This is a genomic window from Motilimonas thetidivivens, assembly GCF_046452435.1.
Classification (GTDB): domain Bacteria; phylum Pseudomonadota; class Gammaproteobacteria; order Enterobacterales; family CBDFNC01; genus Motilimonas.
Genome location: NZ_JBKFDK010000019.1, coordinates 1 through 13378, shown reverse-complemented (window position 1 = coordinate 13378; position 13378 = coordinate 1). Strand labels below are relative to the sequence as shown.

Sequence of the window (13378 nt, the reverse complement as noted above, 5' to 3'; positions counted from 1 at the left end):
TTTTAGTCTCAGATTTATTGGCGGTCATCCTGAATGAAACAGCAACTTCAACAACTACTTGAGCAAACAGTCGCGTCCCTAAAGCAACAAGGCATCATCCCTGCCGAGGCCGAGCCACGAATTCAAGTTGACCGAACCAAAGACAAAGCTCACGGCGATCTTGCTACTAACTTGGCGATGATGTTAGCCAAAGCCGCGGGGAAAAACCCACGCGAGTTAGCGCAGTTAATTATCGACAACCTGCCACAATCTAGCCTGATTACTAAGGTAGATATTGCGGGTCCGGGTTTTATCAACTTCTTCCTAAATCCAGCTTGGTTGGTTGAGCAAATCGATGTAGCGCTGGCTGATGAACGTCTAGGTATTAGCCAAGTCGAAGCCCCACAAACTATAGTGGTGGATTATTCATCGCCTAACTTAGCCAAAGAAATGCACGTGGGTCACTTACGTTCATCCATTATTGGTGATGCCGTAACCCGCACCCTTGAATTTCAAGGTCATCACCTGATTCGTCAAAACCACGTAGGCGACTGGGGAACCCAATTTGGCATGTTGTTAGCCTATATGGAAGAGCTGCAAGCCAAGGGGGAAGAGATCGATTCAAACCTTGCCAACCTCGAAGTGTTTTATCGCGCCGCCAAACAACGTTTTGATGAGTCAGAAGATTTTGCCGCTCGCGCCCGTAACCTAGTGGTGGAACTACAAGGGGGTGATGAGCACTGTAACAAACTATGGCGTGAGTTTAACGAAGTGAGCTTGTCTCACTGTCAAGAAACCTACGACCGCTTAGGTGTTAGCCTAAAGCGCAGCGATGTGCGTGGTGAAAGTGCTTACAATGACGACCTTGCGCAAGTAGTCGCTGACTTAGACCAACTGGGTTTATTACAGCAAGACCAAGGTGCTAACTGTGTTTTTCTCGATGAGTTTAAAAACAAAGAAGGCGAGCCTTTACCGGTTATCATCCAGAAAAAAGACGGCGGCTACCTATATGCCACCACAGATTTAGCTGCGATGCGTTATCGTCAAAAAGTCCTTAATGCGGATCGAGTTTTGTATTTTGTGGACGCTCGCCAAGGCTTACATTTCCAGCAAGTATTTACCGTTGCGCGCAAGGCAAACTTTGTTAAGCCAACAACCAGCCTAGAGCACATGCCGTTTGGCACCGTGATGGGCGAAGACGGCAAGCCGTTTAAAACACGCTCTGGCACCGTGGCTAAGCTAGCAGACCTTTTAACCGAAGCGCAAAATCGCGCCTACGAGCTGGTTAAATCGAAAAATCCCGATATGGCCGAACAAGACTTACGCAGCATCGCTGATGTGGTCGGTATCGCTTCGGTGAAATATGCAGATCTGTCGAAAAACCGCACCAGCGACTATATGTTTAGCTTTGATCAGATGCTGAGCTTTGAAGGTAATACCGCTCCTTACCTGTTATATGCTTACACTCGTGTGGCAAGCGTATTTGAAAAAGCGGGAATTGCGCCAGAGCAGCTAACGGGTCAGGTTATCTTAAATCATGAGAAAGAAATCGATTTAGCCGGTAAGTTGGTGCAATTTAATGAAGTTATCGCCAGTGTTGCTCGCCTCGGCTACCCACATTTATTGTGTAACTACTTATATGAGCTAGCGGGATTGTTCTCTAGCTTCTATGAAGCGTGCTCAATTCTTAAAGCTGAAGATGAAGCGCAAAAACAAAGCCGCTTGAAGCTAGCTTGGCTAACCGCTCGCACCCTCAAACAAGGCCTTAGCTTACTGGGCATTGATACCTTGGAGCGTATGTAATGGCGAGGGACTACGTCAGCAATCAACCTAAAAAGCGCAAAAGCAATGCCAAGCGTAGTCCTGCCAAATCTGCTGGACCCAGCCCTCTGCCGATCGTTGCTATCGTTATTGCGGTATTAGGTTTATCGGGTTTCGGCTATTTTCTGTACAGCATCAGTGGTTCGGCGCAACAAGATGATGTCAGCGAAGCCGTTGTTGCTGAAGTACCAACACCAAAGCCTAAACCGGTTAGCACAGAAAAACCGCTACCAGAAAAACCCAAGGAAAAATGGGACTACATAGAGCAACTTGAAAACAAGGAAGTGGAAGTGGATGTGCCAGACGATCCACCACCCGCCATTCCTTATCAAATGCAATGCGGCTCTTTCAGGGCAATGGATCAAGCCGAGACCTTAAAAGCCACCATTGCTTTTCAAGGGCTTGAAAGTCAAATCCGTAAGGTGAATGGCAGTTCAGGCATTTGGTACAAAGTGATATTGGGTCCTTACGAGCGCAAACGCGCGGCGCAAACAGACTCGCACAAGCTCAATCGAGCAGGTATTCGCAACTGTCAAATCTGGCAGTGGCAAGGGCCTCTGCCAAAGTAACGCGATTAATCCCCACTCAAGTGGGGATTTTTTTCGGGAAAAACCCCTAACCACGCTTGAAAATGAGATCTCCCCCCCCCATCTTAGTTTTTATCTTGCAAGATATCTTGCGCTTGAATACTGATGAGGTATCCCGTGACTACGATAGTTTCAGTTCGCCGTGGTAATAAAGTTGTAATTGGTGGCGATGGCCAAGTCTCACTTGGCAATACAGTAATGAAAGGTAACGCCCGTAAAGTTCACCGTCTTTATAATGGCAAGGTTTTAGCAGGATTTGCCGGCGGTACGGCAGATGCATTCACCTTGCTAGAACGCTTTGAAGCCAAGCTACAAGCTCACCAAGGCCATTTAGAGCGTGCCGCGGTAGAGCTCGCCAAAGATTGGCGCACCGATCGTATGCTACGTAAATTAGAAGCCTTATTGGCGGTAGCCGATAAAGAAAAATCTTACATTATTACCGGTAATGGTGATGTGGTGCAGCCCGAGCATGATTTGATTGCCATTGGCTCAGGTGGTGCATTTGCCCAATCTGCCGCACTCGCCCTGCTTGAAAATACCGACCTTGAGGCTGACGCTATTGTCGAAAAAGCCCTGACTATTGCGGGCAACATTTGTGTCTATACCAACACTAACCAGACCATTGAAGTACTGGAATACTAACCCATTTTTCGTCAGCTAACTGACACTAAGACAGGATTATTTTATGTCTGAAATGACGCCTAGAGAAATAGTAAGTGAATTAGATGACCACATCATAGGTCAAGATAAAGCAAAACGAGCGGTTTCAATTGCCCTACGTAACCGCTGGCGTCGCATGCAATTAGAGCCAAGCATCCGCCAAGAAGTCACACCAAAGAACATCTTAATGATCGGCCCAACGGGTGTGGGTAAAACCGAAATTGCGCGTCGTTTAGCAAAATTAGCTAATGCACCTTTCATTAAGGTTGAAGCCACTAAGTTCACCGAAGTGGGCTATGTAGGTAAAGAAGTCGAAACCATTATCCGCGATTTAGCTGATGTGGCGCTAAAAATCACCCGTGAACAAGAAATGGAAAAGGTGAAGTTTCGCGCTGAAGAGCAAGCCGAAGAGCGTATTCTTGATGCCCTGTTACCACCGGCTAAAACCAGCTGGGATAACAGTGACAGCAAGCCAGAAGAAGGTCATGCCCGCCAAGTATTTCGCAAAAAGCTACGCGAAGGTCAGCTAGATGATAAAGAAATCGAAATAGATGTTGCCGTGCCGCAAGTGGGTGTGGAAATAATGGCGCCTCCGGGCATGGAAGAAATGACCAACCAGCTACAAGGCATGTTCCAAAGTCTATCGGGCAACAACACCACTAAAAAACGCAAGCTTAAGGTAAAAGAAGCCCTTAAAGCCTTAGTGGAAGAAGAAGCAAGCAAGCTGATTAATCCTGAGGAGCTCAAGGAAAAGGCGATCTTTGCTGCTGAAAACAACGGCATCGTTTTTATTGATGAAATTGACAAGATCTGTAAGCGAGGCGAATCTTCTGGCCCAGATGTATCCCGTGAAGGGGTTCAACGCGACCTATTGCCATTGGTTGAAGGTTCAACCGTAAGTACCAAACACGGCATGATCCGCACCGACCACATTTTATTTATTGCATCGGGTGCGTTCCAAATTGCCAAGCCTTCTGACTTGATCCCTGAGTTACAAGGCCGTTTACCTATTCGCGTTGAATTAGAAGCACTAAAAGCAGAAGATTTTGTGCGCATCTTAACCGAGCCTCACGCATCGTTAACCGAGCAGTATACCGCCTTAATGGCCACCGAAGGGGTGAAAGTGGAGTTTACCGAAGAAGGTATTCGCCACATCGCCGATGCCGCTTGGAAAGTGAATGAGAAAACCGAAAACATTGGTGCTCGCCGTTTACACACTGTCATGGAGCGCTTAATGGAATCACTCTCTTTTGATGCTTCTGAGCGTGATGGCGATAGCATTATCATAGATAAAGACTATGTGGTTAATGCCCTTGATGAGCTAGTCGAAGACGAAGATCTCAGCCGCTTTATTCTGTAAGCAACTGAGATTGAGTGAATAGGCCGCCAACGTGCGGCCTTTTTTATTGTAACAAAGCCTTGGCGTAACGAATCGGAATAGCGTAAGAAATACCGCTGGGATTGGTTAACGCAGCTTCTTTTGAGCCTTGTACAAATACTTTATTGATCACGCCTATCACGGCTCCGGTATTGGGATCATAGACAGGGCTACCACTATTACCCGGATAAGCGGTCGCATCTAACTGAAACACCTTATAAGGCTTACGTAACTGTTTAAGCATTTGCGGGGTAATTTGTTGGCTATTAATTTGCGGCGTCGCAATTGGAGTAATGGCCGATACAATACCGCGATGCGTCGCCGGATAAAGCCCTAAAATGGCGCCAATGGGGTAACCGGTAAACGCGATACTTTGGCCTTCACGAACTTGAGTGTCATCCCCTAAGCGTAACGGTGTTAATTTCACCCCACTCATTTTTAGTATGGCTAAGTCATGTACTCGATCCGAGGCAATAACCGTCGCATCATAAACCTTGGGCTTACTCCCTTGGCCTACAAATACCACCAGTTGTTCACGCTTACTGGCATTTAAGTCGCTTGGCACGACGTGATAGTTAGTCACAATGAGGCTACCATCGCCAATCGCAAAGCCGGTTCCGCTAAATTCAGATCTCGGGCTGCCCGTAGGACTATGGCTACCGACTGCCACAATGGATGCTTTAACGCGCGCAACGGTGTCGACCAATTTAGCATGTACAACTTGGCTAATTGCCCATAACAACAGCACCCAGCTTAACTTGATAAAGTGTGAACGATTCATTTGGTTGCCTGTTTTGACAAACTATTAAGCTAAGTTTAGTCGATCGAATCGCGCAAGAATCGAAAATTACTCCATACTTTCAATATGTCGATGTTGGAGCTGTCTCTTCATGAATCATGCGAAAAGCAATCATCAGTTAGATTTTCAGGCAAGCACCGCCCCCTCGCCGCACCTTAACTCTAACTCAGATCACCTAGCCACTCATCAATGGCCACAAGGGAATATCCCGCAGAATAACGAACGCTATTTAGTCCCTATTTTCGCCGGCGGCGGCACTCGTCTGCCTGCTCATATTGGCATTTTACAAGCTTTGCATGATTTAGAGGTCAATTTTGATCACCTCGTCGGCGTGTCTGGCGGAAGTATTATCAGTTCATTGTATGCCAGCGGCTTAAGTCTCGACACCATAAAAGGCATCGCGCTCGAAACCGACTTTGAGCAATTTAAGGGATTTTCGTTACTTAGTTTATTGCGCAATGGCGGGCTTTGTTCTGGCGACAAGTTTGAGGCTTGGTTAGATCATCAGCTTGGTGGCAAACGTTTTGCCGACTTACCTATCAATCTGCATGTTGTTGCTACAGACGTTCGCTCAGGCACACCTGTGGTATTTGATGCGATTAACACACCCAATGAGAAAGTATCGCGTGCGGTGCGGTTTTCCATGTCAATTCCACTCATTTTTGCCTTTAAACCCTATGAGAACCACTTGATGGTCGATGGCAGCATTTTATCCGAAGATGCCTTACATCAAGACTGGGCCGATAACGGCACTCCAGTGATTTGCTTTCGTTTACGCGGCGATGGTGATACTCACCCCATCAACACCAACAAACTGTTCCCGTTAGCCTCTTATATTTCATTGCTAATTCGCACCTTTATGACAACCATTTCAAGGGAATACGTTAATGAAAAATTTTGGCACCGAACTATAGTGGTCAACACAGGCAACACCTCACCGGTCGACTTTCATATGTCGATGGAAGATAAACAAAGACTTTACACCATAGGCTATGAGACGGCGGTGAATGTCGTCCCCGTGAAAATTTGGCATAACCTCAACAAATGAACCCAAATATCGGCAAAAGTAGCAAGCAATATGGGTATTTCAATACAACATCACTATAAACATCTACACTATCACAGATACACAGAACACTTATTCCATATTATTATACTCATATAGCAATACAGCTTACCCCTTTAATCATTTGGAGAGCTTTATGAAACTACGTCTTATTCCTTTTGCTGCAGCAGCCCTTGTTCTTAGTGCATGTACTAGTAACAACGCACCTCAAGATCTTAATGCAGCGGATATCACCGGACAAAAGTGGCATTTAATCACCGTCGATGGCGAGCCAGTTATGCCGCTAGGTAAAAAAACACCTAGTTTACAATTAGATGAGTCACTAAAAGCCAATGGTATTGCTGGTTGTAATAACTTCTTTGGTCAAGCTGAGTGGCAAGATGGTCAATTAAAAATTGATAAGATGGGAATGACCATGATGATGTGTCCAGCAGGTTTAGACACGTTAGAGCAAAAAGTGAGTACAACACTCAACCAATGGAGCAAAGTCAGTATAAACGGTAACCAATTAATCTTAATTGGTAATGAGCATACACTCGTTTATCAACAAGCTGACTAACCTTAACCAGCTTGACTCCTTGCTAAGGCGATTAGGCGACTCAGCATTCGCCTTAGCAACAATGGAACCGAATCCCGTCCATTCATTTCTACCGCTTCGGCGATGGCTAACGCTAACCTCGGCTTAGAGCTTCTGCCTATCGCTTTATCGATCACCTTAGTTGCTCCCATTTTGTCTAACTCTTGCCTTTTGACTTTTGCCTGACGCAGATAGACATCACTGAAGCCGTTATTAAACAAAAAATGCTCTATATCTTTATCCGGTAAAAAAGTCAGCCGCTCACGGATCCCTTCTTGCCCTAATAACGCCTTGGCTTGTGAGCTATATTTCTTGCCTGCTTCATCACCATCGGTTAGCAAGTGCCATTCAATGCCAAAATCTTTAGCCACTTTAATTAAAGGTGGTAAACCACACTGGGCAAACTCAACAATACGCACTCCTTCTGCCGCAAAACTGTAACCACAGACTCGCGCTAATTCAGTTAACAGCCATAGCTCGGTTTCCCCTTCAACGAGCAACCAACAGCGGGCAAGTAAACTGGCAGGACGATTGATTCTGACATGAAACGCTATTCGTCTAAATTCATCACTGGCGAACATAGCTTCGTTTAAGGTATGAACTAAGGTTCTATCAAAATGGCGCACTAGGCGTACAATATCGTCCAATTTAAAGGCAGCCAACAAATCACATGAATTAGTCGTCACTATTTTTTGGATTGGGAGTTGATCTAAAAAAGCCCAGCTGGTCAATAAATTAATGGGATGTAATCGGGCCTCTGGATCTTCCACCAGTAAAATTGGGCTACTGCCCCGGCGTAATAAACTGGGGCCTCGCGCCCTTAAAAATGACCCGAGTAAAACCAGCAAAGCTGCGCGATTATGTTTTCCTGCGGTGAGCTTTAACAGCTCACTAAAATCATCAATGGCACGAAATGAGATGGGCTTTAGCCCCATTTCACGTACTTTTCGTGGCTGGCTTGGTTGTTCGGCAAGGGTGAAACGAGGAGTTAAATAGTGCTCAAACAAGTATTTTGTCGCCATTATCGCCTGTTTCAGTTCACGCTCTGGCAGAGGTTGCGAAGACGAGTGTAAACGCAGCACGGTTTTTTCTACTAAGAGCTCAGATTGAACCCGCTCAGACGTGTCCGCAATATCGGCCATCCAAGGCTGTAAACTGCATTCCTGACTAATCCTTAACACCGGAAAAAACGACATCAACTGTTTGGCTAATTCATTACTGTTTTCAAACGGTAACACATCACCCTGACTATTGAGAAACGCTCGCTGGGTGTGAACTTGATTATCCTCTCCTAGAGTGCCTTCAACTTGATAGTAAATGCGCTTTTTGTATTTCGGCGCACCGATCCACAAAGGAGCGATGGAACGAAATCGAGCGCGTTGATGCTGGCCAATATAGGCTTCTTCAAAAGTGAGTACGAGGGTGATTTGGCGATGAGTCACCTCCGTTTCAGGGGCGACATGAAAGTCTTCATGGTGGAATTTATATAACCGCTGGGCGCTATTAAGCAGTAAACTTAATGCATCTAATAGGCTCGATTTACCCCAAGCATTTTCACCGATTAAGACACAAGTCGACGATAGTTCAAGTGATAACCTAGCTATACCTCTAAATCCGACTATCTCTATATGCTTGAGCAAATCTACCTCGACGATCAACAGCCTTACTATGACTTATAACCGAAAATGCTAGACTTTGGTAAGCAAAATATAAAAAAGTTTGTGATCAAATACTTATCAGAGGGGAAGACAAAGCTTTAATGATTGGCGTACTGATTGCCTAAAGCCATTAATTTAGCCGACTGAATTTTATCTGGCAGCGCTTCTTTTGCGCCAACTTGCATGGCTTGGACCGCTTGAGAGACCCCTTTACACTCAGTAACCACTAAATTAACATCCTGAGCTATGTCGGGATATTGTTGAATTAATGATACTATTGAACCGTTATCTAATTGAAAAGTAGACACTAGCAGAGCCAAAAGTGACTTTTTCTGGTCTAGCACAAACTCAGCGGTCGATTTATACTGCTTGATTTCAATATCAGAAGACTCCAACCAAGTGGAGAATGCATCAGGCATTTTTTGATAGCCTAATAAGCCAATTTTCATGATTGATGTCTAAATGATGAAGTCATGAGCTTATAATAAGTGCATGTCGTACGCTTCTAAATTAGGGATTACCCATAGGTTTAGCCATAGGTTTACTCATAGGTTTAGCCATATCGAAAGGGATATAATTTGAAAACTATCTATAAAGACAGTGTGTTAGCTAAAAAGCTCATCATTGGCACCGTGCTTTGTAGTTCAGTTATTACACTTATTCTCACCTGTATTACACTCTACACCCAATACTCGCGTGATATTAACCAGCTCAATCAATCTGAACAAATTATTAAAAACTCTTTACTAAAAAGCCTGAGTGAAAGCGTCTGGGATTACGACGATAAACTAATCCGACTTCAGCTAGAAGGCGTATTAAGTCAGCCTTATATAGTCAAAACACACTTAGCGCTCGTCGATGGCCAGAAGTTTAGCTCAGGGGCGATAGAGCACGACTGGGTTAAGGTTTACACTTTTCCCATTATCCATCAGCACAGAGACAAGCAACGAGAGCTGGGTACCCTTACCGTTACAGCGGATCTACATGACATTTATCAAGAGTTAGTTAATGCTGCAGCCTTGACGCTATTATTCAACGCAATCAAAACCTTTGCCGTCATGCTGTTTATGCTGTTTTTGATTGACCGCTTAATTGGTCGTCATCTGGTAAAAATTGTTGCTAATTTGGAGCAAGTGACTCCGGATGCCCCCCCCCTGCCAATCCAACTCAAACGCTCTGGGCCTCTAAAAGCGGATGACATGGATAAGTTAGCCAATGCGATTAATGCCATGCAACAAAGGCTGTTTAACGCTCATCAAGCAGAGCGTTTAGCCAGCCAAGAAAGAGCGCAGCTACAAGAAAAAATCATCAACCAAAATCAACAATTAGCTCAACTTGATCGTGTGTTTACTATGGGTGAAATGGCGACCTCACTGGCCCATGAACTCAATCAACCCTTAGCCAGTATTACGGGCTTTGCTGATATCTGTAAGCGATTTGTGGGCCAAGATCCTATCAACACCGCTATGGTTGAAAAAACCTTAGAAAAAGTATCCAGTGAAGCTATTCGTGCTTCTGAGATAATAAGGCGCACTCGCGAGTTTGTTAGAGATAGGACTCCGCAACGTGGCTCACATAAAGCAACCGATTTAGTCGCAGAATCTATCGCCATGTTGCAAGATATGGCCACTAAAAACCAAGTGAGAATTGACTTCCAAACGCTGTCTTCCTCACCCAGCATTGATGTCGATAAAGTGCAGTTACAACAGGTGCTGATTAACCTTATCCGTAATGCCATAGAAGCATTAAAGCAACGCCAACATGCCGAGGTTAAGATCAGAATTGAAGTGATTAATCAGATAGTCATCATGCATATTGCCGATAATGGCCCAGGTCTTGCCGCCAAGGTAATGCAAAACTTATTTAAGCCTTTTATAACCACAAAAGAACAAGGTATGGGAGTTGGCTTGTCAATTTGTCATAGTATTATTGAAGCTCATGGCGGTAATATTATGGTCACAAGCGAAGCAAATAAAGGCGCTTGCTTCTCAATTCAACTGCCATTAAGCCCTAATCAGGAGAACACATCCAAATGAGTCAAGAAAGCCCGATCATCTATATCATTGATGATGATGAATCCATTCGCGAAATGCTTGAAATGATGGTAGCAAGCGTAGGTCACCAATTTCGCAGCTACAGTGATGGTCAACAGTTTCTCGACAACTTCGAAGAGCAACATGGCTGTATTCTGTTAGATATCCGTATGCCTGGACTATCCGGCATGGTGGTACAAGACAGGCTAAATGAATTAAATGCATTGTTGCCGATCATCTTTATCACAGGCCATGGAGATATTGCTATGGCAGTCGAGGCCATGCAAAAGGGCGCGTTTGATTTCATGGAAAAACCGTTTCGTGAATTTGAACTGCTAGAAAAAATCGATAAAGCCCTTGCTCAAGATAAAGAGCAGCGCCATGACCTCACTAAAAAACATGAAATTGATGAACGCATAGCCTCTCTCACTAAGCGAGAGCGAGAGATCATGGATTTGGTTGCGCAAGGCCATGCCAACAAGGTGATCGCCATTGATCTTAACATCGCTCAAGGCACGGTAGAAATTCATCGCTCGCGTATCATGACCAAGATGAAGGCACGTAGCCTAGCACAGCTTATGCGAATGCTAATGGCCGCAGGTGAGCTTAAAGATGACGAATAATTGCCATGGTTAATGAACAAATTAACCCGCAATATTATATAGGCTTGATGTCGGGAACTAGCCTCGACGGTGTTGATGTCAGCATCGTCGACCTAACATCTTGGCCAATAAAACCTATCTTTAGCCAAACCTTTGTCTTACCCAATACGATACAACAAAACACCCTAAGTATTTGCCAAGGTCAACCCTTAACCTTGGTACAACTGGGTCAATTAGATCACCAAATTGGGCGATACCACGCCGAATGTGTCAATGCAGCACTACAACAATCAGGTATCAAAGCGGCGCAAATTAAAGCGATTGGTAGCCACGGCCAAACCGTGTTTCATCACCCCAATGGTGAACATCCGTTTACCTTACAGATCGGTGATGCCAATATTATTGCTGCACAGACGGGCATTACCACGGTTGCCGATTTTCGGCGCATGGACATGGCCTACGGTGGCCAAGGAGCGCCTTTAGTTCCTGCATTTCACCAAGCTATCTTCACACCTGAAACAGGCACTAATATCGTTTTAAACATTGGTGGCATAGCTAACATCACGGTACTGGCAAAAGGTCAACCTACCTTAGGCTATGATACGGGGCCGGGCAATATGTTGATGAATGCTTGGATCGAAGCAAAGCTCAACAAGCCCTACGACAAAAATGGCCATTGGGCAGCTCAAGGTTGCATCATTCCTGAATTGTTAGACAAGCTGCTCCAAGCCCCTTATTTTGCATTACCAACGCCCAAGAGCACAGGTAGAGAATATTTTAACCTAGGCTGGTTACTTGCATTCTTAAATAATGACTATCAAGCGGCCGATGTACAACACACTTTGATGCATTTCACTGCACAAACCATAGCCGATCAAATAAAGCATTTTAGTTCAGTGAATCAAATCATTCTTTGTGGCGGTGGCGTTCATAATACAACTTTATGCAATACGCTCCGGGGACTGCTACCTGAGCAACAAGTAGTTTCGAGCATTGAATATGGGATGGATCCAGACTACGTTGAGGCAATCGCCTTCGCTTGGTTGGCAAAACAAAGATTGGAATCACAAGCAGGCAATTTACCCGAAGTAACAGGAGCCAAAAAAGCAGCAACACTGGGGGCAATATACCAACCTTAACTTAGGGTTTGCCCAATATACGCCTGACTGTCCATACCAATATATGTAATGTAAATAGGCCGCCAGAAGCAAAAACAAAGAACATGGCAGTGATAGCCTCAACGCTACTGCTGCCCTCCAAATAGAGCCAAAACGTTAGACTAACCATAAACAGCAAGGCCGTCTGTATCATACAAGCATGACATCGCCCTAACTTCTTAATAAACCAGTCACCACAACGCTGACATTTCATTTAAAAAACCTTATTCTTATATATCAAAATTGTTAATCAAGGAAAGATACTGGCATGAAAATTAAAATTAACTCATTGTTATTGCTAGCATGTTTTGTCAACACAGCCCATGCAGACAAGGTATACACTTGGGTTGATGATAATGGTGTCGCCCATTTTTCTCAAGACAAGCCAAAAGGCGTGGATGCTAAGCAGGTGCAATTCGTCGCTCCCCCGCCGGTTAAACAACTCCCAGCAGCATCATCGACAAGCACTAAGGCGCAGACTGCAACGGTATCTGATAATAAATCCAACAATATGATATCTGGAAACTGGATCACACCACCAGGTTCACTACGCAAGTCAACCTTGATTTTAAAGCCTAATCAGCAGTTCAGCTTTCAATCTCTCAATGATCCAAAAAATTCAACAGACATCATGGGCACTTGGCATTATGAAGAAGGCTTCCTGCAACTTGACGTCAATAAAAAAATTGTAATGAAGCGAGGAAAAAAAACCGAAAGCTTCGACAATGAGATCATCGATGCCCAAGTTCTCCAACTCAGTAATAATAAAATGAGCATCATTATTAATGATGCCAACTTAGAGCTTTCACGTTTTTAACGCTACCAACTCGATCTGTGGTGCCGGAGCTTTCTCCGGGATCTGTTTAGTTTTCTGAAAACGTAAAAAAGCCCTTACATTTCTGTAAGGGCCTCTTCGAATGGGAGCATGATGAAAGTCGGTGTCCTAGATATGTTCGAGCTGAACGCGGTTCTCATTGTAGGACCGGAGCTTGCTCCGAGGATCTGTTTAGTTTTCTGCAGATGTAAAAAAGCCCAAGTCGTGAGACTCGGGCTTAGTATTG

At 44.7% G+C, this 13378-nt stretch carries 14 protein-coding genes; 10 read left to right on the top strand and 4 right to left on the bottom strand.

What is annotated here, in order from left to right:
* The first annotated feature begins 33 nt into the window (after window positions 1–33).
* The 4 genes from argS to hslU all read left to right on the top strand — a co-directional run bounded on the left by argS (window position 34) and on the right by hslU (window position 4407).
* Window positions 34–1782, top strand: coding sequence for an arginine--tRNA ligase (argS, locus tag ACK8OT_RS13895; protein ID WP_410197125.1), 1749 nt, complete (start codon window positions 34–36; stop codon window positions 1780–1782).
* Window positions 1782–2369 carry an SPOR domain-containing protein gene (locus tag ACK8OT_RS13890; protein WP_410197124.1) on the top strand — a complete coding sequence of 196 codons (588 nt, stop codon included), beginning with the start codon at window positions 1782–1784 and terminating at the stop codon, window positions 2367–2369. Before argS ends, ACK8OT_RS13890 begins: the two co-directional genes overlap by 1 nt.
* Before the next feature lie 135 nt (window positions 2370–2504).
* The gene (hslV, locus tag ACK8OT_RS13885) at window positions 2505–3029 is read left to right on the top strand and encodes an ATP-dependent protease subunit HslV (protein ID WP_410197123.1); all 525 of its coding nucleotides are present in this window, start codon (window positions 2505–2507) and stop codon (window positions 3027–3029) included.
* A gap of 43 nt (window positions 3030–3072) precedes the next feature.
* Complete coding sequence (gene hslU / locus ACK8OT_RS13880) at window positions 3073–4407, top strand: ATP-dependent protease ATPase subunit HslU (RefSeq protein ID WP_410197122.1); 1335 nt, start codon at window positions 3073–3075, stop codon at window positions 4405–4407.
* Window positions 4408–4450: 43 nt separating this feature from the next.
* Here hslU and ACK8OT_RS13875 read toward each other — a convergent pair whose 3' ends face one another.
* Entirely contained in the window at window positions 4451–5206 is a 756-nt protein-coding gene (locus ACK8OT_RS13875) for a S1C family serine protease (RefSeq protein WP_410197121.1), read from the bottom strand.
* Window positions 5207–5315: 109 nt separating this feature from the next.
* Between ACK8OT_RS13875 and ACK8OT_RS13870 the strand changes: the two genes are divergently transcribed.
* Window positions 5316–6272, top strand: a complete 957-nt coding sequence (locus ACK8OT_RS13870) for a patatin-like phospholipase family protein (protein ID WP_410197120.1) — start codon at window positions 5316–5318, stop codon at window positions 6270–6272.
* A 154-nt stretch (window positions 6273–6426) separates the two neighbouring features.
* Window positions 6427–6849 carry an META domain-containing protein gene (locus ACK8OT_RS13865; RefSeq protein WP_410197119.1) on the top strand — a complete coding sequence of 141 codons (423 nt, stop codon included), beginning with the start codon at window positions 6427–6429 and terminating at the stop codon, window positions 6847–6849.
* A gap of 2 nt (window positions 6850–6851) precedes the next feature.
* Here the strand turns inward: ACK8OT_RS13865 and ACK8OT_RS13860 are convergent, their stop codons facing one another.
* Window positions 6852–8507 (bottom strand): DUF2813 domain-containing protein, encoded by a 1656-nt coding sequence (locus ACK8OT_RS13860; RefSeq protein ID WP_410197118.1) that lies wholly within the window; start codon window positions 8505–8507, stop codon window positions 6852–6854.
* A gap of 116 nt (window positions 8508–8623) precedes the next feature.
* Window positions 8624–8974 (bottom strand): hypothetical protein, encoded by a 351-nt coding sequence (locus tag ACK8OT_RS13855; RefSeq protein ID WP_410197117.1) that lies wholly within the window; start codon window positions 8972–8974, stop codon window positions 8624–8626.
* Window positions 8975–9103: 129 nt separating this feature from the next.
* Between ACK8OT_RS13855 and ACK8OT_RS13850 the strand changes: the two genes are divergently transcribed.
* Genes ACK8OT_RS13850 through ACK8OT_RS13840 form a run of 3 tightly spaced genes read left to right on the top strand, consistent with a single transcriptional unit; the run spans window position 9104 to window position 12299 of the window.
* The gene (locus tag ACK8OT_RS13850) at window positions 9104–10561 is read left to right on the top strand and encodes a sensor histidine kinase (RefSeq protein ID WP_410197116.1); all 1458 of its coding nucleotides are present in this window, start codon (window positions 9104–9106) and stop codon (window positions 10559–10561) included.
* A complete protein-coding gene (locus tag ACK8OT_RS13845) occupies window positions 10558–11181 on the top strand; it encodes a response regulator transcription factor (protein ID WP_410197115.1) in 624 nt (207 codons plus the stop codon). The genes ACK8OT_RS13850 and ACK8OT_RS13845 overlap by 4 nt, the downstream gene beginning before the upstream one ends.
* A gap of 5 nt (window positions 11182–11186) precedes the next feature.
* Complete coding sequence (locus ACK8OT_RS13840; RefSeq protein WP_410197114.1) at window positions 11187–12299, top strand: anhydro-N-acetylmuramic acid kinase; 1113 nt, start codon at window positions 11187–11189, stop codon at window positions 12297–12299.
* 1 nt (window position 12300) lies between these two features.
* Here the strand turns inward: ACK8OT_RS13840 and ACK8OT_RS13835 are convergent, their stop codons facing one another.
* Window positions 12301–12531: a DUF3624 family protein gene (locus ACK8OT_RS13835; protein WP_410197113.1), complete on the bottom strand. Its 231-nt coding sequence runs from the start codon at window positions 12529–12531 to the stop codon at window positions 12301–12303.
* A gap of 54 nt (window positions 12532–12585) precedes the next feature.
* Here ACK8OT_RS13835 and ACK8OT_RS13830 point away from each other — a divergent pair, with 54 nt between their 5' ends.
* Window positions 12586–13134 carry a DUF4124 domain-containing protein gene (locus tag ACK8OT_RS13830; protein WP_410197112.1) on the top strand — a complete coding sequence of 183 codons (549 nt, stop codon included), beginning with the start codon at window positions 12586–12588 and terminating at the stop codon, window positions 13132–13134.
* Window positions 13135–13378 lie beyond the last annotated feature (244 nt).